Annotated in this window: 18 protein-coding genes and 1 tRNA gene; 9 read left to right on the top strand and 10 right to left on the bottom strand. The window is 67.3% G+C overall.

Annotated elements, in window-relative coordinates; all coding sequences use genetic code 11:
• Positions 1 to 101 precede the first annotated feature (101 nt).
• A complete protein-coding gene (locus tag JOF48_RS06130) occupies positions 102 to 455 on the bottom strand; it encodes a sterol carrier family protein (RefSeq protein WP_209678459.1) in 354 nt (117 codons plus the stop codon).
• On the bottom strand, positions 452 to 1,459 hold the full coding sequence (locus JOF48_RS06125; RefSeq protein WP_209678457.1) for an asparaginase: 1,008 nt from the start codon (positions 1,457 to 1,459) through the stop codon (positions 452 to 454). Before JOF48_RS06125 ends, JOF48_RS06130 begins: the two co-directional genes overlap by 4 nt.
• Positions 1,460 to 1,561: 102 nt before the next feature.
• Between JOF48_RS06125 and purD the strand changes: the two genes are divergently transcribed.
• Together purD and JOF48_RS06115 are read left to right on the top strand one after the other, a co-directional pair.
• Entirely contained in the window at positions 1,562 to 2,854 is a 1,293-nt protein-coding gene (gene purD, locus JOF48_RS06120) for a phosphoribosylamine--glycine ligase (RefSeq protein ID WP_209678454.1), read from the top strand.
• 9 nt (positions 2,855 to 2,863) lie between these two features.
• Entirely contained in the window at positions 2,864 to 3,838 is a 975-nt protein-coding gene (locus tag JOF48_RS06115; protein WP_209678451.1) for a phosphoribosylaminoimidazolesuccinocarboxamide synthase, read from the top strand.
• A 183-nt stretch (positions 3,839 to 4,021) separates the two neighbouring features.
• On the opposite strand, the gene JOF48_RS06110 is transcribed toward JOF48_RS06115, so the two are convergent.
• The 3 genes from JOF48_RS06110 to JOF48_RS06100 all read right to left on the bottom strand — a co-directional run bounded on the left by JOF48_RS06110 (position 4,022) and on the right by JOF48_RS06100 (position 7,813).
• On the bottom strand, positions 4,022 to 5,323 hold the full coding sequence (locus JOF48_RS06110; protein ID WP_209678449.1) for a helix-turn-helix domain-containing protein: 1,302 nt from the start codon (positions 5,321 to 5,323) through the stop codon (positions 4,022 to 4,024).
• A gap of 134 nt (positions 5,324 to 5,457) precedes the next feature.
• Positions 5,458 to 7,431, bottom strand: a complete 1,974-nt coding sequence (locus tag JOF48_RS06105; RefSeq protein ID WP_209678447.1) for a DUF6541 family protein — start codon at positions 7,429 to 7,431, stop codon at positions 5,458 to 5,460.
• Positions 7,432 to 7,462: 31 nt separating this feature from the next.
• Complete coding sequence (locus tag JOF48_RS06100; protein ID WP_209678445.1) at positions 7,463 to 7,813, bottom strand: zinc ribbon domain-containing protein YjdM; 351 nt, start codon at positions 7,811 to 7,813, stop codon at positions 7,463 to 7,465.
• Between the two features lie 231 nt (positions 7,814 to 8,044).
• On the opposite strand from JOF48_RS06100, the gene JOF48_RS06095 reads away from it, so the two are divergent.
• The 3 genes from JOF48_RS06095 to JOF48_RS06085 all read left to right on the top strand — a co-directional run bounded on the left by JOF48_RS06095 (position 8,045) and on the right by JOF48_RS06085 (position 15,761).
• Complete coding sequence (locus JOF48_RS06095; protein WP_209678443.1) at positions 8,045 to 10,555, top strand: helix-turn-helix transcriptional regulator; 2,511 nt, start codon at positions 8,045 to 8,047, stop codon at positions 10,553 to 10,555.
• A gap of 175 nt (positions 10,556 to 10,730) precedes the next feature.
• Positions 10,731 to 13,379, top strand: a complete 2,649-nt coding sequence (locus JOF48_RS06090) for a glycosyl hydrolase family 18 protein (RefSeq protein ID WP_209678441.1) — start codon at positions 10,731 to 10,733, stop codon at positions 13,377 to 13,379.
• A gap of 429 nt (positions 13,380 to 13,808) precedes the next feature.
• The gene (locus JOF48_RS06085) at positions 13,809 to 15,761 is read left to right on the top strand and encodes a glycosyl hydrolase family 18 protein (RefSeq protein WP_209678439.1); all 1,953 of its coding nucleotides are present in this window, start codon (positions 13,809 to 13,811) and stop codon (positions 15,759 to 15,761) included.
• A 254-nt stretch (positions 15,762 to 16,015) separates the two neighbouring features.
• On the opposite strand, the gene JOF48_RS06080 is transcribed toward JOF48_RS06085, so the two are convergent.
• From JOF48_RS06080 to JOF48_RS06070, 3 genes are all read right to left on the bottom strand, one after another.
• Positions 16,016 to 16,092: transfer RNA gene (locus JOF48_RS06080), tRNA-Pro, on the bottom strand.
• Between the two features lie 123 nt (positions 16,093 to 16,215).
• Complete coding sequence (locus tag JOF48_RS06075) at positions 16,216 to 17,166, bottom strand: metallophosphoesterase (RefSeq protein WP_209678437.1); 951 nt, start codon at positions 17,164 to 17,166, stop codon at positions 16,216 to 16,218.
• Between the two features lie 11 nt (positions 17,167 to 17,177).
• On the bottom strand, positions 17,178 to 19,430 hold the full coding sequence (locus JOF48_RS06070; protein ID WP_209678435.1) for a transglycosylase domain-containing protein: 2,253 nt from the start codon (positions 19,428 to 19,430) through the stop codon (positions 17,178 to 17,180).
• A gap of 36 nt (positions 19,431 to 19,466) precedes the next feature.
• On the opposite strand from JOF48_RS06070, the gene sp36 reads away from it, so the two are divergent.
• The 3 genes from sp36 to JOF48_RS06055 are packed head-to-tail and all read left to right on the top strand — an operon-like array spanning position 19,467 to position 21,023.
• The gene (sp36, locus tag JOF48_RS06065) at positions 19,467 to 19,622 is read left to right on the top strand and encodes a Sp36 family protein (protein ID WP_170120892.1); all 156 of its coding nucleotides are present in this window, start codon (positions 19,467 to 19,469) and stop codon (positions 19,620 to 19,622) included.
• Between the two features lie 2 nt (positions 19,623 to 19,624).
• A complete protein-coding gene (locus JOF48_RS06060; RefSeq protein ID WP_209678432.1) occupies positions 19,625 to 20,110 on the top strand; it encodes a RidA family protein in 486 nt (161 codons plus the stop codon).
• A complete protein-coding gene (locus JOF48_RS06055; RefSeq protein ID WP_209678429.1) occupies positions 20,094 to 21,023 on the top strand; it encodes an NUDIX hydrolase in 930 nt (309 codons plus the stop codon). Before JOF48_RS06060 ends, JOF48_RS06055 begins: the two co-directional genes overlap by 17 nt.
• A 98-nt stretch (positions 21,024 to 21,121) precedes the next feature.
• Here JOF48_RS06055 and JOF48_RS06050 read toward each other — a convergent pair whose 3' ends face one another.
• Positions 21,122 to 21,799: a Crp/Fnr family transcriptional regulator gene (locus JOF48_RS06050; protein WP_203312602.1), complete on the bottom strand. Its 678-nt coding sequence runs from the start codon at positions 21,797 to 21,799 to the stop codon at positions 21,122 to 21,124.
• A gap of 256 nt (positions 21,800 to 22,055) precedes the next feature.
• Between JOF48_RS06050 and JOF48_RS06045 the strand changes: the two genes are divergently transcribed.
• A complete protein-coding gene (locus tag JOF48_RS06045; protein ID WP_209678426.1) occupies positions 22,056 to 23,240 on the top strand; it encodes a MarP family serine protease in 1,185 nt (394 codons plus the stop codon).
• Between the two features lie 24 nt (positions 23,241 to 23,264).
• On the opposite strand, the gene aroQ is transcribed toward JOF48_RS06045, so the two are convergent.
• The gene (aroQ, locus tag JOF48_RS06040; RefSeq protein ID WP_209678423.1) at positions 23,265 to 23,723 is read right to left on the bottom strand and encodes a type II 3-dehydroquinate dehydratase; all 459 of its coding nucleotides are present in this window, start codon (positions 23,721 to 23,723) and stop codon (positions 23,265 to 23,267) included.
• Between the last annotated feature and the right edge of the window lie 31 nt (positions 23,724 to 23,754).

Below are 23,754 nucleotides of genomic sequence, written 5' to 3'. Positions count from 1 at the left end.
CCAAGCTTGGAGCCGCCTGCCAGCCGGAGGGGACCCGTGAGGGGCCGGCGTTGCCAGCCGGGCGGACCACGAAAGGTCCTTCGCTGACAGCCGGGCGGGCGCTAGAGGGGGAGTTCGCCGGAGAGGTCCGCACGCAATCCCGAGGCCGCCACCAGGCCGCGTTCGACGGCGTCGCCCCAGCCGGTCTCGCCGGTCGCCAGCGCAAGCCAGGTTTCGGCGTCGCACTCCACCACATTGGGCGGGGTGCCGCGGGTGTGGCGGGGGCCGGCGATGCACTGGGTGACCCCAAACGGGGGCACGCGGACCTCCACGGAATTGCCGGGGGCACGCGCGGCCAGCTCCTCGAGGGTGTAGCGCACGGCCATGGCGGTGACGGGGCGGGCACGCTCGCCGGCGCGCCAGGCGGCCAGGGCGGCGCTGCCCTCTTCAATGTTGATGCGGCGGCGGGCGCTCATTGGCCCAGGAGGGCGCTGACGGCGCTGCCCAGGCGCAGGCTGCCGGCGGTGTGGCCGCCGCCCATGACGGGCGGGACCACCTGGCTGAGCACGTCCGCGACCTCCGGCACGTCGAGCGCCCCGGCTGCCGTCAGCATGGTCAGGCCCACCAAGGTTGCGGCGCGGCCGTTGCCGTCCAGCATCTTCACGGCCACGCTGGCCCCGGTACTGGTGGACATGGCGAGCACGCCTTCCGCGCCCATCTTCGCAATGACGCCGAGCTGTTCCATGACCACGGTGTTGGGCCTGCCATGCCCCTCAACCGCCCAGGGGTAGTCCAGCATGGACGTGGCGATGGTGGCGGCGCGGGCGTTGGCGTTTTTGTCAGACGGCGCCTTGGCCAGGGTTGCGAACGCGCGGGCAAGACCGGTCAGTGACACGGCCATGACCGGCGCGCCGCAGCCGTCCACGCCGGTGTGCCGGACGGTCTCGCCCGTGTATTCCTCCAGGACGTTGCGCACGGCGCGCTGCATGGGGTGGTTTGGCTCCAGGTAGCCCTTCCTGTCCCAGCCGTTTTCCACGCAGGCCCACAGAAAGGCGGCATGCTTGCCGGAGCAGTTCATGGCCAGCCGGGACTGGCCCCGCTCGGTGCGGACCAGCCACGCGCGGGCTGTCGAGTCGCCGGGCCATGCGGCGGGGCAGCCCAGGTCGGCCTCGGACAGGCCCGCCGACTTCAGCATTCCCTCCACGACGTCCATGTGGTCCAGGGAGCCGGTATGGCTGCCGGCGGCGACGGCCACTTGCGCACCGCGCAACGGGACGCCCGCCTGCATGGAGGCAAGTGCCTGGAAGGGCTTGACGGCGGAGCGGGGGTAGACCGGTGCCGTGACATCACCCAGGGCCGTCACAACGGAACCGTCGCCGGCCACCACGACAGCCGAACCGATGTGCACAGACTCAACAAATCCGCTGCGTTCGAGCACGGCGAGCTCAACGGCGTCGTGCGCCCGAAAGGTATGGATCATGCGCTCATCTTAGCCACTGGGGTGGGCGGCGGCGCCGGTGACCCGCCGCAGTTGCGAACGTCACTTTGCGGCCCCTGCACCGAAGCCAAGTACCCTAAAGGGGTGAAGGTTTTAGTCATTGGCCCCGGAGGCCGCGAACATGCCATTGTCCGCTCGTTGCTCAGCGACCCCAACGTCAGTGAAGTCCACGCTGCCCCCGGCAATGCCGGCATCGCCGCGATTGTGCCCACGCACGCCGTGAATGCGAATGACCCGGCCGCCGTTGCCGCCCTCGCGCTCAAGCTGGAAAGCGACCTTGTTGTCGTGGGACCCGAGGCGCCCCTGGCCGCCGGTGTCTCCGATGCCGTGCGGGCCGCAGGCATCCCGGTATTCGGGCCCAGCAAGGAGGCCGCGCAGCTGGAGGCGTCCAAGGCGTTCGCCAAGGCCGTCATGGCCGAGGCGCAGGTCCCCACCGCGATGGCCAAGGTTGCGGTCAACGCAGAGGAAGCCGCCGACGCGCTGGACACCTTCGGCGCCCCCTACGTGGTCAAGGACGACGGCCTGGCCGCCGGCAAGGGCGTTGTGGTCACCAACGACCGCGACGAGGCCCTGGCCCACGCCCAGTCCTGCTTTGACGTGGGCGGCACGGTGGTCATCGAGGAGTTCCTCGACGGCCCCGAGGTCTCCCTCTTTGTCCTGGCCGACGGCCGCACGGTGGTTCCGCTGGCACCCGCGCAGGATTTCAAGCGCATTTTCGACGGCGACGAGGGCCCCAACACCGGCGGCATGGGCGCGTACTCCCCGCTGGAGTGGGCCCCCGCCGGCCTGGTCCAGGAAGTCATCGATCGCGTGGCCCAGCCCACCATCGATGCCATGGCCCACCGCGGCACCCCGTTCACCGGCGTCCTGTACTGCGGCCTGGCGCTGACCAGCCGCGGCACCCGCGTCATCGAATTCAACGCCCGCTTCGGCGACCCCGAGACCCAGGCCGTCCTCGCCCGCCTGAAGACGCCCCTCGGCGGCGTGCTCATGGCGGCCGCCAAGGGCCAGCTGGATGACATTGACGAGCTGCGCTGGGCACCTGAGACGGCAGTCGCCGTCGTGCTGGCCAGCGAAAACTACCCCGACGCGCCGCGCACCGGCGACCGGATCCGTGGCCTGAAGAAAGCCAACAGGCTCGACGGCGTGCACGTCCTGCATGCGGGCACCGGCTCCGACGCGGACGGCAACACCGTCAGTGCGGGCGGCCGCGTGCTGGCCGTTGTGGGCCTGGGCGTGGACCTGGAGGATGCTCGCGAGAAGGCGTACGCGGGCATCGAGGAGATCTCCCTCGAGGGCGGCCAGTTCCGCACCGACATTGCGGCCAAGGCTGCCCGCGGGGAAATTACCGTCGCAAACACCGCCGCACAGGCATAGAGGACCATCATGACTTCAGGAACTCCCGCTGCCCCCGTCCTGCCCGGCTGGACCCACATCTACTCCGGCAAGGTCCGCGACCTCTACGTCCCCAACCCCGCCCAGAGCCCGCAAGCTCGCCCCGGGGCCCTCGGTGCCGTGGACCCAACCGCCGCCGAAGCCCCGTTCGCCGGCCGTGACGACGTGGTCCTGGTGGTTGCCAGCGACCGCATCAGCGCCTTCGACCACGTCCTGTCCACGGAAATCCCGGACAAGGGACGGATCCTGACCGGCCTGAGCCTCTGGTGGTTTGAGCAGCTGAACGTGCCCAACCACTTGGTGGCAACCACGGTGGAAGACGGTGTGCCCGCTGCCGTGGCTGGGCGCGCCATGGTCTGCAAGAAGTTGGAGATGTTCCCCATTGAATGCATTTCCCGCGGCTACCTGACCGGCTCCGGCCTCATTGAATACCGCGAATCACAGACCGTGTGCAGCCTGCCGCTGCCGGCCGGCCTGGTGGACGGTTCGCGGCTGGATGAAGCAATTTTCACCCCGTCGGCGAAGGCCGAGGTGGGCGAGCACGACGAAAACATCACCTTTGAAAAGATGGTGGACACCGTAGGCGCAGCTGCGGCGGACGCACTGCGTGCCCTGACACTGGAGATCTACTCCCGTGCCGAGGAGATCGCCCGCGAACGCGGCATCATCCTGGCCGACACCAAGGTGGAGTTTGGCACCGACCCCGCAACCGGCGTCATCACGCTGGGCGACGAGGTCCTCACCCCGGACTCCTCACGCTTCTGGGACGCCGAACTGTGGGCTCCCGGCAAGGCGCAGCCCAGCTTTGACAAGCAGTATGTGCGCGACTGGCTCGCCAGTGACGCCTCCGGCTGGGACCGTGCCTCGGACACCCCGCCGCCGGCCCTGCCGGCAGACGTCGTGGAGCGCACTCGCGCCCGCTACGTCGAAGCCTACGAGCGGCTCACCGGCGCCACATTCGTGTAGCGGCGCCACTTTCGCCCAGGCAGCCCCCTTGGGCCTGCCGCGAACAATGACCGCGGTCCCGCTTCATGGTCCCGGCCCCGGCTTTTGATCCCGTCCCGGTGTCAAAAGCCGGGGCCGGGATCATTTTTCTTTGGGCAGGCCGGGAACCCCGTGGGGTGCCTGGTGCCCGGTGTCGCAGCCGGCCTACAGTGTGGCGAGGTGGCCCGAGGCAACTTCGGCGCGGTCCAGCGCGCCGGCCTGGGTGAATCGTTCGAGGGCGCGAAGGAAGGCGTTGCGGGCTTCGTCGCTGCGGCCGGAATCGCGCAGGGTGTCGCCGAGGAGCAGCGCCGTGTCGCCGGCAATGTGGGGGGCCAGCTGCTCGTGGTCCCGCTCCAGTGCAAACAAGAGTTCCAGCGCCAGGTCCAGCTCGCCGTTGAGGTAGTGCCACCGGGCGCGCAGCAATGACACCTCCATGACTTCGGCGGGCGTGGCACCCACCACCGAATGCGCCAGTTCACTGCGTTCAATGGCCTGCAGCGTGGCGGGCTCCACGATGCCGGCCGAGAGCCGCACCCAGGCCGTGGCCTTGTTGAACTGGGCCCAGCGGGAAAGGTCTGCGGTGGGGGAGATCAGCCGCGCGGCCTTGGAATGGTGTTCCAGCCCGGCACGGGTGTCGCGGCGGATGAATGCCACATTGCCCACCACCCAGTGGATCTCCCCGGCCACCTGGGGCGGGGTTGCCGACGTGATGGATTCGGCCAGCGCCAGTGAGTGGTTCCACGCCTCATCCAGCCGGCCCACCTCCGTCAGCGCCCCAACCAGCGTCTGGAGCGCCAGCAGGTATGCGTTGAATTCCTCAGGGCTGTCCCCGGAACCAACTCCCACGGCCCTGGTGGCGTGCTCAATGGCTTCCGCCAGCGATCCCTGCGAGAGCATCGCGGCGGCCATGACCTGGTCCGCCCGCATCGACAGGGCGTCGCAGCCCACAGTCATGGGGTCCTCCAGCAGTGTCCCCAGCACGGCAACGGCGGCGTCGTGGTTGCCGGCGCGCATGTGCGCATTGGCCGCCAGGAACATCATGTTCCACCAGCTGACCGAGTTGTCGCCGTCCCGTGCCAGCTCGGCGGCCTCCGTTGCGCTGGAGGCGGCCCCGGAGTAGTCGCGGGTGTCCCAGCTCTGCCGGGCGCAAAGGGAGAGCCGAAGGCAGTCGGTGTCGCGGGCCGAGGCCGCGCCGTCGGCAAGCGTCTGCTCCGCCGACACGCCGCCGTCCGGCCCGCCGTCGGCCCAGTGGCCGGGCGCACCTGTCCGCACCGCAGGCCCGGTGACCGGTGCCACTGCCAGAAGCTTCCCGGCGAGCTGCCGGATGATTTCGGACGTAGGTTCGCGGTGCGCGTTCTCAAGGAGTGAGATATAGCTCGCCGAGTACAATTCCCCGCCCAGTTCACCCTGGGTCAGGTTCCGTGACAAACGTTCCTGTTTCAGCCGTTCACCAAAACTGCTGCCCACGTACTGCTCCTTGCCTGGCACCGGCCGCCCGGCAGCAGCCCACCAGGTGGGGGGAGCCGCGGCCGGCGGATTGTTCGTTGGCTAAAACCTAACAGAAATAGGGCCCGGAATCGGCCCCTGCGGCTTTAATGTCGTTACTTTGCCGGTGTTCCGGCGCAGGTTGTCAACTTGAACAGGCGGGCATGGCCGTCGCTGGCCACGAGCGTGAAGCCGGCGGAATCGGGTGCCAGCGTCACGCCGGGGTAAAGCGAACGCGGATGGTCGAACGCCGGAATGTAGTCCGTGCCGAAGTCCAGCAGGTGCGTCACGCCCAGCCGTTTTGCCGCGGCGCACACCTCCGGATCGCTGTCCACGCGGTTGAGCCAGAACCGCAGCGTGAACTGGTCCGGTGTCAGTTCCGCCTGCGAACTGTACGGAAACAGCATGGTCCGCCCGGCCAGCGCCATGGCCAGCGCCGAGCCGTTGTACGGGTTGTTCGCAATCACGTCCGACGGGGTGGTGAACTCCCCAAGCCGGTGGATGAGCGCCAGTTCCTGCGCATCAACCTGCGCCAGCCCGTCCGGTGCCGGCGGCACGTTGTACATGATTCCCACCTGCTCCTTCATCTGCCACAGTCCCGGGTTGGCCAGGACCAGCACGACGGCGAGCCCGGCCACCGCGGCCGGCCGCCCCTTGCGCCGGGCAAGGGAGGGCAGGCGCCGGCCGAGCCAGTCGGTGCAGCTCACCATGCCCAGCGCGGCGAGGGGCACCGCGAGCAGCGGCAGCAGCGCGGCAATGCGTTCCGGGTTGTCCCACCACGGTGCCAACATGACGTTGGCGGGACCAAAGTCCGTGCCGGCGGTCATTGGGTACATGAACACGAGCAGGAGGACTGCGGCGGGCAGCCAGCCCAGGCCGGGGCGGCGTCGGCCGGCCAGCACGCCCGCCAGCACCAGGGCGGACAGGGCCACGGCGGGGAACCAGATCGGGGCCGGGGCCATGGTGGCGTTGCGCAGCACAGCCAGGGGGAACGGCATGAACGCAAGGGAGGCGTAGTTGAACAGGCTGCGGATCTGAGGAAGGGCCAGCAGGGCGCCGGCCGCCACAGCCAGCGCCACGAGCAGCAGGGCCGCCCGCAGCCAGCCGCTGCGGCGGCCAGCCGCGAAGCCGGCCCGCAGCCACGCAAACAGCATGAACAGCAGCAGCGGTGTCAGCACCAGCAGCACGCTGAACACCCCGTTGGGCTGGGCCGTGACGGCGCCGGGCAGGAAGAGCGCCACAACAGCCAGCGCCTGGGCCGGTTCCAGCCCCGTGTGGACGGCGGGGCGCAGGATCATCAGGACCAGGCCGATCCCCACCGGAACCAGTGCGTTGGAGAGCGAATTCGGATATGCGGAACCGTACTGCAGCAGCAGCCACGGGAACGCCGGGAACGCCGCGGCAAAGATCCCGGCGCACAGCAGCAGGAGCGGGCGCCGGCCAAACAGCACCCGGGTCAGGAAGATGGCACTCAACGGCCACACCACCCCGGCCACCACAAGCCACACCAGGTTGGTGGCGGCGGGGACGCTGATGCCGGTCAATGTGATGAGGAGGCTGGCCAGTCCATGCCAGGCTCCCGGGTAGAACAACGACTTCCCCGGCGGGAGGATGAAGCCGGAGACGGCGAAGGAGGAGGCATTGCCCCGTTCCACTGCGTACTCGGTCGCGTTCAGGTGGAACACCGAGTCATAGCCCTGCGTGAACTGTTCGGGGGTCGGGGCAACCAGGGTGAGCAGCGCCGTCGTGATGGCCAGGGACAGCAGCACCCCGGCCGCAACGGCGGCGAGCCCGGACCACCCGCTGCGGCCTGCCGAAGCCGGCCGCAGGGCGGGGATGAACCGCTGTGCAGCCCACGCGCCGGCCGCGGCAACGGCAGTGCCCAGCAGGACCACGGGCAGGCCCCACGCCAGCCCGATCAGCGGGGCGGTGATGGCGCTGACGGCAACCACGGAAACGGAGACGGCCGGTGCCAGCAGGAGCAGCATGATCCCGCGCACGTGCAGGGCCGCCAGGACGGCCGCGCCGGGGAGGGTGAAGACCAGCAGGGCCGCCAGGAATGCCGGCAGCGCCTCAAACCACAGGTTCATGCGTCAGGTCCGGTGGCGGGGGACGCCTGGATCAAGCCTTCTTGACGATGCTGGACTTGAGCTTCATGGGGCCGAAGCCGTCCACCTTGGCGTCGATGTCGTGCCCGTTGACGGGGGCGATGAGGCGGATGTTGCGCACCTTCGTGCCGATCTTCAGATCCTGCGGGCTGCCCTTGACCTTCATGGTCTTGACGATGCTCACGGTGTCACCGTCCGCGAGCACATTGCCCACGGCATCCTTCACCACGGTCTCAGCCTCGGCTTCCGCAGCCGCCTCGGCGGGCGACCATTCGTGGGCGCATTCGGGGCACACCAACAGTTCGCCCATCTCGTAGGTGTAGGCGCTGGCGCAGACGGGGCAGGGGGGAAGTGTCTCAGTCATGCCCTCCATCCTAGCCGCTGGCCCCTGGGGAACGACGGCGCGCTGCCGCGGCCGGGCGGGCCGGCTGCCGCCCCGAAGGCCGGTCTGGTTCCGTTTGTGACGCGGGTTTTTCCACTGTGTAAGGGAAATCCACGGTATGGATAAACCGCCGATTGATATCGTGTGACAACTTTGTAAGGATTACTTACAAATGTCAGTGCGTTAATGAGGACGACTCGGGCGGAGGGCACGATGACGCTGGATTACCCTGAAGGGAACGGGCCGGCAGGGACGGTTCCGGACCTGCTGGTCATCTCTGCCGACCGCGGAATCGCCATGGCCCCCAACGTCGCGGCCGCCCTGTGCCGCGACCTTGCCGGGGACCTGGACGCCGCCCTGGAGGTGGCCGGTGTCCTCAGCCCCGGGCAGCTTGCCGGCCACAGCGCCCTGCCGGACCCCCTGCCGCTGCTGCCCGGGCTCGCCGCGCGGCTCGGCAGCCCTTCGCTCAGCCCGGCCGACCGCGAACTGCTGCTCGCCGCCGCCGTCTGCGTGGAGGACCGCACCGAGGTGCTGCTGACGCTGGCCCACGGAAGCATGGCAGAGCTGATTGGCGGACCCCTGGGACCGCACCTGCAGTTTGTGGCAGGCCACTTTTCCTTTGCAGACCCCCGCATGCGCCTGTGGATCCACGAAACCGCCACGCAGGCTGAGCGCACCAACGCCCATGTGCTCATGCAGCACGCCTACGCCGGGCTGGGCCGCCGCGGGAAGGCCGTGTGGCACCAGTCCCTGGCCACCCTTGAGGGGGACACCGCCCTGGTGCCGGCCCTGCTGGAGCTCTCCCGGGAGGCGGAGCTGGCCGGCAACGCGGTCTGGGCCCACGCGATCGCCCGCGAGGCCGCCAGCCACGCCAACGGCCCAGCCGTCCTGGACAGCCACCTGGCCTGCGGCGCCGCGGCGCTGAAACTGGGCCTGGTCTCCGACGCCGTCGCCTGGCTGGCCCCCGTCCTGGACGCCGCCGACCCGCAGCTCGCGGCCCTGGCCCTCGCCCCGTACATCCATGCGGAGGCGCTGTTGACGGGCGAGGTCCCCACGGTTCTTGCCGAACGCCGCGCCACGTCGCTGCTGGCGGCCGTGCCCGCCCAGGATGGCGACGGTGCCACCCGCGTGCTGCGCTCCGTGGCCAAGGCCTGCGGGCTGGCTGCGGGCCTGTGCGCCGCCGGCGGCCGGCTGGAGGACGCCGGCCGGTTCCTGGCGCAGGCCGAGGCCCTCGTCGAGGAGAATTCCCTCGAGGGGCTGCCCCTGTGCGCCGCCCGCGGCTGGTGCGCCCTCTTCGGCGTCCCCGGAGCCAACGCCTCCCGCTGCTGCCGCCAGGGGCAGGAGGGCGGGGTGCTGGAGTTCTCCGATGTCAGGGTGGTCATGGAGGCCCTGACCATGGGCATGGCGGACGACGCCGGAGCCGGGCTCAGGCTGCTACAGGCAGGTCCCTGCGTGGCCGGCCCGGGCGGCGGCACGCCCGGTTCCGGAGGTGCCCGGCGCGGCTCCATCGGGCAGCTGCACCGGGCCGCCTCCCCGCTGGGGATGGCCTACCGTGCCGTGGCCGCCTCGCTGCTGCATTTCTGGCAGGGCGACGCCGCCAGGGCTGCGGCAGAGCTGGAACTTGCCATGACGGTGTTCCCGGCGGGCCTGCCGCTCTCCGGGCTGGGCGTTGCCCTGGCCCGGCGCCTGGACGTGGTGACCAACGGAAAGGTCGGCCCCATGGCGCGCGCTCTCGGCGCCGGCTGCCCCATCTCGGCCTCGTCCTTCATCCGCACCGCCGACCTCACCGACAGGGCTCTCACCGCCTACTTTGAAGGCAATCTGCTCGAGTCCTCGACCTTGGGCCGGCTCGCCGTCGACCGGGCCGCGCGCGGGGCGTCGTTCCCCCTGTTCGTGCCGGGCTTTGACGAGACCGGCCCCGACGCACCGCCGGAGGCCGGTGCCCGCGATGATTCCGGATCCCCTGGTGTTCCTGCCGCTGGCGCACCCGCGGACCCAACCACAGGAGCCGTGCCTGTCCCCGGCCCGCTGCGCCTCGTGCCGGACGGCCACCGCCGGGCCGCCGAGGCCCGGCGCCTGCTCCGGTCCACGGATTCGGACCGCTTCTCCCGCGACTACAGCCAGGCCCAGGCGGCCAGTGCCGGCCTGTCCTCCCCCTACGAGCGCGCCCGCACGGAGTTCGTGCTGGGCCAGGCCTGCCTGCGCCACGACCATGCGGCCATGGCGAGGGAACACCTCGTGGTCGCGGCGGACCTCTTCCGCGAAACCGGCACACCGGCCTGGCAGACGGCTGTGGACAACATGTTGGACTCCCTCGCCGGGCACCCGGGTGTGGAGGCGCAACTGCCGGCGCCGCACACCGGCCCGCTGCACCTGGCAGATATCCGGGCAGCCCATGCCGCGACGTTGCTTGCCGTGCAAACCGGCATGGTGCCGCGGGTCCCGGAGGCTCCCCGCGCCGTCGGACATCCATTGCCTGTGGGGCCGCTGGATGAGTGCCGCACCGTCTGGGCGGAACTGCTGACCGAACGCGAGCTGGAAGTGGCCATGCTGGTGGTGGACGGCGCCTCCAACCGGCAGGCGGCCGCAACGCTGCATGTTTCCGTGCGGACCGTGGAGGTCCACCTGGGCAGGGTTTTCCACAAACTTCAGGTGCGTTCGCGCGTGGAATTGAGCGTTGCCGCCCACCGCATGGGCGCCGGGTGGAGCACCGCGGCTACGTAGTCCCACCTATGCGTATTTGTGCTGATGTGCGAGGATCCGCTCCGGCGATAGCGTGGTGGCCAGCCAGCGCGGGTGTGTGAACCCTGCGCTGCAGGGATCACACTCACCCATTCAGAACAGGAATTTCATGCAGACATCCACAATGCCTGGATGGCGGCAAAGGGCAACTGCCCTTGTGACGGGCGTAGCGCTCGTCGCCACCATTGGCATCACGACGCAGATGGCCACCATGGCCCCCTCATCTGCCGCCGAAACCACGGCCTGCGCAACCGCGTGGAGCCCCACCTCCGTCTATACCGGAACCGACGTCGTCTCGCACGGGAACGAGAACTACGCGGCCAAGTGGTGGACCATGAACAACGAGCCGGGCGCCGACGCCTGGGGCCCGTGGACCAGCCAGGGCCCGTGTGGAACCGGCGTGCCCACTCCGGAGCCGACGGACACCCCGACGGATACGCCCACGGACACTCCGACCGACACGCCGACGGACACGCCGACCGACACCCCCACGGACACCCCCACGGACACTCCCACCGACACGCCGACGGATACGCCCACGGATACGCCGACCGACACGCCCACGGCCGGCACCGGAACCCCGTGGACCAGCAACCCGGATGAGAAGTGCCGCCCGGACGGGCTGTACCAGACCCCCGGCATCGACGTCCCCTACTGCTCGGTGTACGACGAAGCGGGCCGTGAGAAGCTCCCCAACGGCCTGGACCAGCGTGTCATCGGCTACTTCACCAGCTGGCGCACCGGCCTGGACGGCACCCCCCGCTACCTGGCCAACGACATCCCCTGGAACAAGCTCAGCCACATCAACTACGCCTTCGCCCACATCGACGGCAACAACAAGGTCTCGGTCGGCGCCGAAAACGCCGGCAACGCCGCAACCGACATGACCTGGCCCGGCGTGGCAGGGGCCGAGATGGACCCGGCGCTGCCATTCACCGGCCACTTGAACCAGCTGGAGAAGTTCAAGAAGACCAACCCCGGCGTGAAGACCCTGGTCTCCGTGGGCGGCTGGGCCGAGACCGGCGGCTACTTCGCTGCCGACGGTTCACGCGTCGCCGACGGCGGCTTCTACACGCTGACCGAATCACAGGCCAAGATCGACACCTTTGCCGATTCGGCCGTTGAGTTTATCCGCAAGTACGGCTTCAATGGCGTGGACATCGACTACGAATACGCCACCAGCAACACCAAGGCCGGCAACCCGGATGACTTCCAGTTCTCCGACAAGAAGCGCGCAGTTCTCTTCGAGAACTACATGCACCTGATGGAAACCCTCCGCACCAAGCTGGACAAGGCCAGCGCCGAGGACGGCAAGTACTACATGCTGACCGTGGCCGCACCGGCCTCCGGCTGGCTGCTGCGCGGCATGGAAGCCCACCAGGTCGTGAAGTACCTCGACTACGTCAACATGATGAGCTACGACCTCCACGGCGCATGGAACAACTACGTGGGCGGCAACGCTGCCCTGTTCGACGACGGCAAGGACCCTGAGCTTGCCGCCGGCGGCGTCTACAACGCCTACAAGGGGATTGGCTACCTGAACTCCGACTGGGCCTACCACTACTTCCGCGGCGCACTGCCCGCGGGACGCGTCAACCTGGGCGTTCCCTTCTACACCCGCGGCTGGACTGGCGTCCAGGGCGGCACCAACGGCATGTACGGTTCCTCTGTTCTGGCCGACCAGGCCAAGTGTGCTCCGGGCACCGGCCCCAGCAACGGCGGCAACTCCAAGTGCGGCGCCGGCGCTGTTGGCATCGACAACCTGTGGCACGACTCCGACCCGACAGGAACTGAAGTTCCCTCCGGCGTGAACCCGATCTGGCACGTGCTGAACCTGCAGAAGGGCGTCGTGGGCGACTACACCGCCAGCTACGGCACTCCTGCAGAGCAGTTCACCGGCAGCTACTCGCACAACTTCGACGCCGTCACCAAGAACGAATGGTGGTGGAACGACACCACCAAGACGCTCCTCACCGGTGACTCCGACGCGGCCATCCAGGCGAAGGCGGACTACGTGGCCGACCAAGGCATGGGCGGCATCATGATCTGGGAACTGGCAGGCGACTACTCGTACAACTCCACCAAGGGCCAGTACGAAATGGGCTCCACGCTGGTCAACAAGATCCACGACACGCTGTCCAAGTCCGGCCCCTACGGCGCCACGAAGGCCAACGTGCCGATGCCCACCAAGGCCATCGACCTGGACGTCCAGCTCAAGGGCTTCGCCCTGGGTGACAACAACTACCCCATCAACCCGGAACTGCACTTCACCAACAACACCAAGACGGCCATCCCGGCCGGCGCCACCATCACCTTCGACAGCGCCACCAGCGACACCGGCGAAATGAAGGAGCAGTCCGGCTGGTCCATCACCAAGATCTCCAGCGACCACACCGGCAGCAATGTTGGCGGGCTCAAGGGCGACTTCCACACCTACAGCATCAAGGTTCCCGCGGGCGGCATCGCCCCCGGCGCCACGGTCAACACCAAGCTGGCCTGGACGCTGCCCACCTCGATGATCTCCAACTTCCGTGTCGCCATCGGCTCGGAAACGTACGCACTGCTGGCCGACTACCCGCGTGGCGTCACGGTGGTTGAACCCTCCGCCGGCACCGGCGGCGGCAACGGCGCAGGCCCGTCCGAAACCTGCACCGGCGCCACGGCGTGGGACGCCACGGGTGTCTACACTGCAGGGGCCCTGGTGACGTACAACAACGCCACCTACAAGGCCAAGTGGTGGAACCAGAACGACAAGCCCGGCTCCAGTGCCACCAGTGCATGGGGTGATGCCATACTCTGCAAGTAATTACGCACCACCACGCAACACCACGAGCAGCCATTAGCTGAGCGTTCACACGGGCCCGGCCCCGCACCCCTTCACAGGTGCGGGGCCGGGCCTTTTGCTGCGGACGTGCCCGCCTGCCCGGTCCCCACCTCCACCCGGCTCCCTGCCGGGGACTGGATCCTTGACGCACTTGTTGCACCGTTTTCGCAAAAGCAAGCGCTTTCCACTGCAACAACTGCGTCACAGACGGGATGGGCCGGGATTCGGTGCGGCGGCAGGGCACCCAAGGCGGGCCGTGCGCCGTCGCGCGTGGGATAAGTGGAAACACTTACGCAAGGGGGCAGTGGGAAAACATGTGGATGGTGCTGATGTGAGCCAGTTCACCGTTGCCTAGCGTAGTGGGTGGCAAGGGTGCGGCAGATCGCACCCCCGATACGAAAAGGATCGTGAATGTCAGAATTCGCAAAGCGGCGTGGCCGCATCTCCAAGGTCATGGCGACGCTAGCCGCCGGGGCCATGGTGGCAGGGATGGCGGGCGGGCTGAATACGCTCGGCGCCAACGCCGCCCCGGTAGGTGACACGGCGTCGGCCCCCCAGACCTCGACGGTCAACGGCTACCGCAACGTGGGCTACTTCGCCCAGTGGGGCGTCTATGGCCGTGCATTCCAGGCAAAGCAGCTTGATGTCTCGGGTGCCGCCAACAACCTCACCCACATCAACTACTCGTTTGGCAACATCAACAACCAGACACTGAAGTGCTTCATGGCCAACAAGGCCCAGGGCACCGGACCCAACGGCTCCGACGGCGCCGGCGATGCCTGGGCCGACTTCGGCATGGGCTACACCGCGGACAAGTCTGTCTCCGGCGTGGCCGACTCCTGGGACCAGCCGCTGGCCGGCTCGTTCAACCAGCTCAAGCAGCTCAAGGCCAAGCACCCGCAGCTGAAGGTCATGATCTCCCTCGGCGGATGGACCTGGTCCAAGAACTTCTCCGCCGCAGCAGCCACGAAGGAGTCCCGCGAGAAGCTGGTCTCCAGCTGCATCGACCTGTACATCAAGGGCAACCTGCCCGTGTTTGAAGGCCGTGGCGGCCCCGGTGCCGCTGCCGGCATCTTCGACGGCATCGACATTGACTGGGAATGGCCCGGATCGCCCAACGGTGAAGTTGGCAACATTGTTGATGAGGTCAACGACCGCGCCAACTTCAAGGCCCTGCTGGCGGAATTCCGCAAGCAGCTGGACGAGTACGGTGCCACGCAGGACCGCAAGTACATGCTCAGTGCCTTCATGCCGGCCAACATCGTTGACATCGAAGCCGGCGGCTGGAACGACCCCGAGAACTTCAAGTCGCTCGACTACGGCAACATTCAGGGCTATGACCTGCACGGCGCGTGGGACTCCACGCTCGCCGGCCACCAGGGCAACCTGTATGACGACCCCACAGACACGCGTGCCGCCCACCGCCAGTTCAGCGTTGACAAGGCCGTCAAGGCTTACACCAGCAACGGTGTAGACCCCAAGCAGCTCACCATCGGCCTGGCAGCCTACGGCCGCGGCTGGACGGGTGTCGCCTCTGAGAAGGCATGGAGTGCAGCAACCGACGGTGCTCCCGGCACCTGGGAGAAGGGCATCGAAGACTACACCCTGCTCAAGAACCGCGGCACCGACTACTACGATGCCACTCTTGGTGCTGCCTGGCGCTACGACGGCACGCAGTGGTGGAGCTACGACAACGCACAGACCACCAAGCAGAAGACCGACTACATTGTGGACAACGGCCTCGGTGGCGGCATGTGGTGGGAGCTTGACGGCGACAAGGAAGGCGAGCTGTCAGGAATCATGGCCACGGACTTCCGTGGAGCCAAGGCCGGCCCCATCTCCGAGCCTGCACCGCCTGTCACGGGCAACCCCGGTGACGGCGGCACGAACCCCACGGATCCCCCGGCTCCGGGCGAATGCAAGGCTGCTGCCTGGAACGCCACGAGCACGTACACGGCCGGCACGCTGGCTTCATACAACGGTGTTGAATACAAGGCCAAATGGTGGATCCAGGGCGCTGCCCCCGGAACCGACGCGGCCTGGGAAAAGGTAACGGACTGCGACGGCTCCACGACTCCGACGGAGCAGCCGACAGAGACCCCGACGGATGTCCCCACGGACACGCCCACGGATGTCCCCACGGACACTCCCACTGACACGCCGACGGATGTTCCCACTGTCACGCCCACTGAAAACCCCGGTGGCGACACCTGCGCCGCTGCCTGGGCGGCCACGGCAACCTATGTTGGCGGCGACACGGTCACCCTTGACGGTGTCAGCTACAAGGCCAAGTGGTGGAACCTGGGGGACAAGCCCGGTGCCTCCCAGTGGGGCCCCTGGGAAAACCTCGGAGCCTGCGCCTAGCCTGAACCCGGAGTGACGCCGGCCGCCCCGTCAAAAACCAGACCGTTCCTGGGCTGGACGGGCCGGCCGGGCTCCCCGTCGCCCAATGCTCCACCCTGATGAACGAAAGGGCTCCCTCTTCACGGACGGGGCCCTTTCTGCGCGCTCCACCCAGTCTGACCCCTATTGGCCTGCGGCCCTGGCCGGATCCGGCGCGGGACTGACAGCGGCGCTTAACGACAAAGACCCCCTCCCGAAGGAGGGGGTCTTTCACTTGGTCGGGGTGACAGGATTTGAACCTGCGGCCTCGTCGTCCCGAACGACGCGCGCTACCAAGCTGCGCCACACCCCGATCCGCTGCACTTCCCGCAACCAGTGAAGGTTTGGAAAAGCAACCTCTCAAGAATAGCGGAAGGGGGCCGAGAACACGAAATCGGCCGGCGCCATTGTTACCGCCGCCGCGAAATCAGCACATTCAGGCCCTGGCTGTCAGGGTCAGGACCACGGCTTCCGGACGGCAGGCGAAGCGGAAGGGGGCCATGCGGGAGGTGCCGATGCCCGCGGAGACGTTGACCGGCGTCGTGCTTCCCCCGGCGCTCCAGTCATGGAGTCCCTTGGCGCGCCAGGTGGGGAGGTCGCAATTGCTGACCAGGGCCCCGTAGCCGGGCATGCAGACCTGGCCGCCGTGAGTGTGGCCGGCCAGCAGGAGGTCGGCGCCGTCCTTGGTGAAGTGGTCCAGGACGCGCTGGTAGGGGGCGTGGATGACGGCGACCTTCAGGTGCGGGGCGGAATCCTGCCCGGCGGCACCGCGCGGCCAGCCGGCGTAGCGCTCGCGCTTCAGGTGGGGGTCGTCGACGCCGCTGAAGTCGAAGCGGATGCCCTTCATCGGGATGGACTGGGCGCGGTTGGTCAGGTTGACCCAGCCTCCGGCGCCAAACCCGCCAAACAGTGAGTCGGTGTCCAGCTCCACGGGCTTGTGCTTGCCGTCAGAGGGGCTCTGGGACGGCCCCGTGAAGTACGTGAACGGGTTCTTGAGCCTCGGGGCGTAATAGTCGTTGGAGCCGGGGACGAAAACGCCGGGGAACGCTAGGAGCGGCGTCAAGGCGTCCAGGAGCGGCGGGATGGCATCCTTGTGGCTCAGGTTGTCACCGGTGTTGACCACAAGGTCCGGTTTCAGCTCTGCCAGGCTGCGCAGCCAAGCAACTTTCTTGTGCTGCCCGGGGGAGAAGTGGATGTCGGAGAGGTGCAGGATGGTGAACGGGGCGGAGCCTGCCGGCAGGATGGCCAGGGACTCCTCCCTGATGCTGAACCAGTTTCGTTCAATCAAGGCACCGTAGGCCACGGCGCCGGCCCCTGCGGCAACGGCAAGCCCCGCCGCCGCACCCAGTTGGGAGATGCGGGACGGGGCAGTGCGCTTGGGTGTCATGGACGCTGCGCCTAGTCCTTCTTCTCGTCCTGGCCGGGCTTGTACGAGCCGTCGTCGCCGGTGGGCTTGTCCTGGCCGTCGTTCTTGTCCTTGCCCTTGTCCTTTGGGTCTTCCTTCGGCTTGATCGGTGCCGGCGGGTAGACCATGCTGGCCGGCGGCTGGTCGAAGGCGCCGACGTCGAACCAGCCCGCCATCGCGTTCATGTAGCCCTGCCACGTCTTGCCCGCATAGGTGGCGCCGTCGATGTAGTCGATGCGTTGGTTGGCGACCAGCAGGCCGTTGTTGGACCGGCTCTTTTCCTCCGGGCTGCCCAGCCAAGATGCGGTGGCCAGGCCGCGCGTGTAGCCGATGGTCCAGGTGTGCTCGGACTGGTTGGTCGTGCCTGTTTTGGCGGCAGCGGGGTAGGTCAGCGGAATCTGCCAACCGGAACCTTTAGTCAGCACCTGCTGCAGCACCGAGTTCACACCGGCAGCCACCTCGGGCTTGACTGTCTGGCTGCAATTGGCCGGGGGCACCGGGAGAGGCTCGCCCTTGGCATTGGTGATGGACAGCAGGGCGATGGGGTCGCAGTGGACGCCGCCTGCGGCAAAGGTGGAGAAGGCCGAAGCCATGATCAGAGGTGAAACCTCACCGGAACCCAGCAGCGATGAGACGTTGTCCAGGTTGTAGGGCTGGTTGGGGTCGCTTCCATTGTGGATGCCCGTGGCCGTCATCATCTTTTGGATGTTGCACAAGTCCAGCTTGGCGGCCGTGGCAAAGGTGGCCGTGTTCAGGGAGTTGTACAGGCCTTCACGGGCTGTGAAGCTCCTGTAGTAGCCGGGTTCGGCATTCTGCAGGTCACTGGCTCCCGGGTAGTTGTCGTCGTAGATGCCGCTGGACACGCCGCAGCTGTTCTGCCACGGGAAGCCCAGTGGGTACTTGCGCACCGATGCGTCGACGATGTCATCCGTGCGGTGGCCGGCATTGAGCCATTCGGCAAAGGTGAAGGGCTTGATCGTGGAGCCAACGTCGAAGCCGCCGGCGCCGCCCAGCGGGTTCCCGTTCTTGTCGAAACTGTCCACGTTGAAGTTGTAGTCGGAGGCGAACTGTCCCTCGGGGGCTGCGATCTTGGTGTTTTGTGCCATGGCCAGGATCTTGCCCGTGCCGGGCTGGACCGTGACGAGCGCCTGGCCCACCCGGTCCGGGTTGTTGGCCATGGGCGTGAAGTTCTCGAACTGGGCCTGGGCGGCGTCCTGCAGGCCCGGATCCAGGGTGGTGGTGATGGTCAGGCCGCCCTGTTCCAGCAGCTTGCGGCGGGCCTCCGGGCTGTCGCCGTAGGCGGCGTCGTTGACAATCACGTTGGTGACGTAGTCACAGAAGTATTCAGCCCTGGTGGCGGAAACACATCCGAGCTTGTTGGGCTGGATGTTCAGGTCCACGCCGGTGGCCACAGCCTCGTCGTGCTGCTTGGCATCGATCATGCCCTGGTCAAGCATGTGGTCGAGCACCAGGTTGCGGCGGGAGATGGCATTCTCCGGGTTGGCCACGGGATCGTAGTAGTTGGGGCTGTTGACCACGCCGGCCAGCAGGGCGGACTGCTGCAGGTTGAGGTCCGCGGCATGGGCGCCAAAGTAGAAGTTGGCGGCGGCTTCAACACCGTAGTTGTTGTTGGCGAACAGCACCAGGTTCAGGTAACCCTGGAGGATCTCGTCCTTGCTCATCTTCTTCTCGACAGAGATGGCGAGCTTGATCTCCCGGACCTTGTCTTCAATCTGCTTGTCGTTGCCCAGCTTGACCTTGTCATTTTCGCCGTTGGCAGCGTACGTCTGGATGATGACGTTGTTGACATACTGCTGGGTGATGGTCGAGGCGCCCTGGCGGGAGCCGCCCCCCGCCATGGACGCGACAGCACGCATCAGGCCCCGGGTGTCGATGCCGCCGTGCTCGTAGTAGCGGGCATCCTCCACCGCGACAATGGCGTTCTTCATGTGCTCGGAGATCTTGTCCAGCGGGACCTCGGTACGGTTCTGGTTGTAGAACGTGGCGATGAGGGAGCCGTCTGAGGCCAAAATCTTGGACGACAAGGCGGGTGTGCCAATTGTCATCTCATCCGGAATGTCGTCGAACATGGTGAGACCGGAGGTGGTCGCACCACCTGCGAGTGCCACTGCCGGAACCATCAGACCTGCCACGAGGACGCCGCAGACGGAGCTGATGCCCAGGAAGGCCACCAGTTTGCCCAGCGTTGTGGCGGTATCGAAAATGGGGTGTTTTTTTGCTGCCATTTTTCCAGTTTACCGGCAGGGGCTACGCTTTGACGTATGACCAAATGGGAGTACTCTACAATTCCGCTCATTATTCACAACACCAAGGCCATTCTCGACAGCTGGGGAGACGAAGGCTGGGAGCTGGTGCAGGTTGTTCCCGGACCCGACGGCCGCGGCCTGGTGGCCTACCTGAAGCGGGAGAAGGCGTAGCCATGACAACCGCGTCAAATCAAGGCACCTCGCGCATTGAAGCCCGTCTTGCCGAGCTCGGACTGGCCCTCCCGCCTGTCGCCGCACCCGTGGCCGCCTACGTGCCGGCCGTCATTTCCGGCAACCACGTCTACACCTCCGGTCAGCTGCCCTTTATTGACGGCAAACTCACAGCTACCGGCAAGGTTGGCGCCGAGATTTCAGCTGAGGACGCAAAATCCATGGCCGCGACCTCCGCAATCAACGCCATTGCCGCGCTCAAGAGCGTCATAGGAGACCTTGACCGCGTAACACGCATCGTCAAGGTGGTTGGATTTGTGGCCTCGGACCCCTCCTTCACCGGCCAGCCGGGCGTCATCAACGGCGCCTCCGAGCTCCTGGGTGAAGTATTTGGCGAGGCAGGCGTCCACGCACGCTCCGCCGTCGGGGTCTCTGTCCTGCCCCTGGACTCTCCCGTTGAGGTTGAGCTGGTTGCAGAATTCCAGTAACACCCCCACGGGGACGCGCCGCTTCCCGCTGAGCGCAGACCAGCAGGAAGCCGCGCAGGCGTGGCTGGAGTTCGGCGAACGCACGCCGAGCAAGCCGCGCCAGGCATCGTCGGTGGTGCTGTTGAAGGACAGCGCCGCCGGCCTGCAGACTTTTTTGACGTACCGGCCGGGCGAGTCTCCGCTGGGAACGGTTGCGTTTCCCGGCGGCACCATTGAGACCGCGGACGACGACGTCACGGACTGGGTGGGACCGGCCCCCTCAGTGTGGGCCAAGAGCCTGGGGACGGATGACATCGGCCTGGCCAGGCGCCATGTGGTGGCGGCCATCCGGGAACTGTTCGAGGAAACGGGCATCCTGCTGGCCGGCGCCGACGCGTCGTCGCTGGTGGAAAACAACACCGGCCCGGAATGGATGAGGATGCGCGAATCCATCGCCACCCAGGAGTCCACCTTTGCCGAGCTGCTGGAACGGTACAGCCTGGCGCTGCGCACCGACCTGCTCAAGCCGCTGAACCACTGGACCAGCCCGGACTTTGCCCACCGCCGCTTTGACACGCGGTACTTTGCCGCGGCGCGCCCCGTCAACCAGGAAGCGTCGCTGCTCAGCAGCAAGGGCGTGTGGGGCCGCTGGGCCAGCGCCGGGGACATTCTGGCGCAGCGCGCCACCACGGAACTGGGGGATGAGATCGGCCAGCCCAACACCTCCGGCCTGGTGCTGGGTGAGCTGGTGGTGCCGGGCGTGGAGATCATCCTGGAGAAGATCGCCGCCGCCCGCGGCTGCATTGCCTACCTGAACCACAAGCGTCCCATCAATGAGTACCGGCCCAAGCTGGTGGTGGGGGACGACGGCAGCTTCAGCCTCGAGGTGGCAACCGCGCCCGCCTCCGAAGGTGCGCCCTGCCGCGAGCGGTAGGTCCAGCGAAAGTACAAAAGATGCCGATGCTCCACTGGAGCATCGGCATCTTTTGTACTTTCGCTGCGCTGGGCCGCTGGTTCAGTGGCCGGTGGGGGCTAGCGGGAGCGCTGGCGCAGGCGGTTGACGTCCAGGATGACCACGGCGCGGGCTTCCAGGCGGAGCCATCCGCGCTGGACGAACTCGGCCAGGGCCTTGTTGACGGTTTCGCGTGAGGCGCCGACCAGCTGGGCCAGTTCCTCCTGCGTGAGCTCGTGGGCGACGAGGATGCCGTCGGTGGCGGGACGGCCGAAGCGGTCCGCAAGATCCAGGATGGCCTTGGCAACGCGGCCGGGAACGTCGGAGAAGACGAGGTCGGAGAGGTTGTCGTTGGTGCGGCGCAGGCGGCGGGCCAGGGCCTGCAGCAGCTGCATGGATACCTCGGGGCGGTTGCGCAGGAGCGAGTTCAGGGACTCGTTCTTCAGGCCGGCCAGGCGGGTCTCGGAGACAGCCGTGGCGGTGGTGCTGCGCGGTGCCGGGTCGAAGAGGGCCATCTCGCCGAAGAGCTCGCCCGGGCCGAGGATGGCGACGAGCGACTCGCGGCCGTCAGAAGAGGTGCGTCCCAGCTTCACCTTGCCGGAAACGATGAAGTAGAGCTGGTCGCCCTGGTCGCCCTCACGGAAGACCGAAGCTCCGCGGGAAAGATCGACCTCCGCCAGTTCGTCCGTCAACAGGCGGAATGCCTCATCGTCGAGCGTGGCGAAAAGTGGGGCCCGGCGTAGTACCTCGATGTCCATGAAAACTCCTTGCAGTATGTAGCTATTCAGTAATGACCTATTACTGATTGTTTCAGAACTTTTCCCTTTTTGTGACCAATTTGGCATTCCGGGCGTTCGTTGTCAGCATATTGGCAGATTCGGGGGCGGAAAAGCACAGCAGGCACCCGGGTTGCCCCGGTAACATGTGCATTTGGGTGCTGCCTGCGCCCGGCCTGCGTGGAACACCGCGCCGGCCACCATAAACGGCTGGAGCCGGAGAGGGGCATGGACCGCAGTGTTTGGTTTCTCCTGGCTCGATGTCCTGTTGGTCCTTTGGCTGCTTTGGCAGCTCATCTACGGCTTGAATGTAGGCCTCGTGGCGAGCCTTGGCGGGATCGCCGGTTTCGCGGCGGGCGCCGTGGCGGCCTTTTTCGCGGCGCCGTTTGTCAGCCAGTTCGCCCCGAGCCCCGGCTGGCGCACCGTCATGGTCATCGCCGCCACCATCGTGTTGATGGCCCTGGGCCACGCGATTGGCATGCGGCTGGGCAACCTGATTGGAGGCGGCGTCCGGTCGGGATCCATCAAGGCCGTCAACCGCATCCTCGGCGGGGCACTCAATGTTGTGGTGGGCGCACTTATCGTCTCCATGCTGGCTTTTGGCGTCTCGAACCTGGGCATCCCGGCTGTGTCGTCACAGCTGGGCAAGTCCCAAGTCCTTTCCGCCATCGACACCTGGACGCCGGATCCCGTCAAGGCAGGAGTTGCGCAGATCCGCTCGCTCGTGCTGGAGGAGGGCATCCCCGCGCTGCTGGACCCGTCCGGCCCCAACGTGGAGGTGGCGGCCCCCGATGCCGACACCAACACGGACGCCTGGAACACCGCAGCACGGTCCGTCATGAAAATTTCCGGCACCGCGTTCCAGTGCGGGCAGAACCAGACCGGCACCGGCTTTGTGGTCTCTCCGGGACGCGTGCTGACGAACGCCCACGTGGTGTCCGGCGTGACCGAGCCCGTGGTGCAGACCCAGCAGCAGGGCGCCCTGCCGGCCCGCGTGGTGTTCTTTGACCCGGTCAAGGACCTGGCCGTCCTCGCCGTCGACGGCCTCGACGCGGCGCCGCTGCCGTCGTCGGGAACCGTCCCGGCCAACACCCCGGCCGCCTTTGCCGGATACCCGCTGGGCGGCCCGCTGCAGGTGCGCCCCGCCGTCGTCCGCTCCTCCGGGCCCATGATGGTGCCGGACATTGCCGGGGGCACCCCGTCGCTGCTGGACGTCTACCAGCTGGCCGGGCAAGTACAGTCGGGCAACTCCGGCGGGCCGCTGCTGGACACTGCCGGCAACGTGGTGGGCGTGGTCTTTGCCAAGTCCACCAACACCGACAACGTGGGCTTTGCCCTCACCATGGAGGAGGCAGGCCCCGTGATCGCCGCAGCCCCGCACCTGGTCAGCGCCGTGGCTTCCGGTGTCTGCAAGGTGGGCTGACACTGCGCTGAACATGCGCCGGACCTAGTCCAGCATGTTGTCCAGGGCGCTGACTGCCAGCGCGTAGCCGTGCACGCCGGCCCCCACGATCACCGTGCTGCACACCGCCGACAGGTACGAGTGGTGCCGGAATTCCTCGCGCTGGTGGATGTTGGAAATGTGCACCTCCACCGCGGGCAGTTCGACGGCGGAAATTGCGTCGCGCAGCGCCACCGACGTGTGCGTGTACGCGCCGGCGTTGATGATGATGCCCACCGCCGTGCCGCGCGCCGCATGGATGGCATCGACCAGGGCGCCCTCATGGTTGGACTGCAGGCAGGTGGTGCTGAATCCCGCCGCCCCGGCCGCCGCTGTGGTGAGCTGTTCGACGTCGGACAGGGTGGCCGAGCCGTAAATCCCCGGCTCGCGGGTGCCCAGCAGGTTCAGGTTGGGCCCGTTGAGGACCAGCAGGGTGCCGCGGTTGGCTGGTGTGGAAGAAGTCATGGCTCAATAATGCCCTTAAACAATTCTGTGA

It is taken from the genome of Arthrobacter stackebrandtii, from assembly GCF_017876675.1.
In the GTDB taxonomy this organism is placed as follows: domain Bacteria; phylum Actinomycetota; class Actinomycetes; order Actinomycetales; family Micrococcaceae; genus Specibacter; species Specibacter stackebrandtii.
Note: the sequence above shows the minus strand (reverse complement) of the source record. Positions and strands in the feature narration are given on the sequence as shown.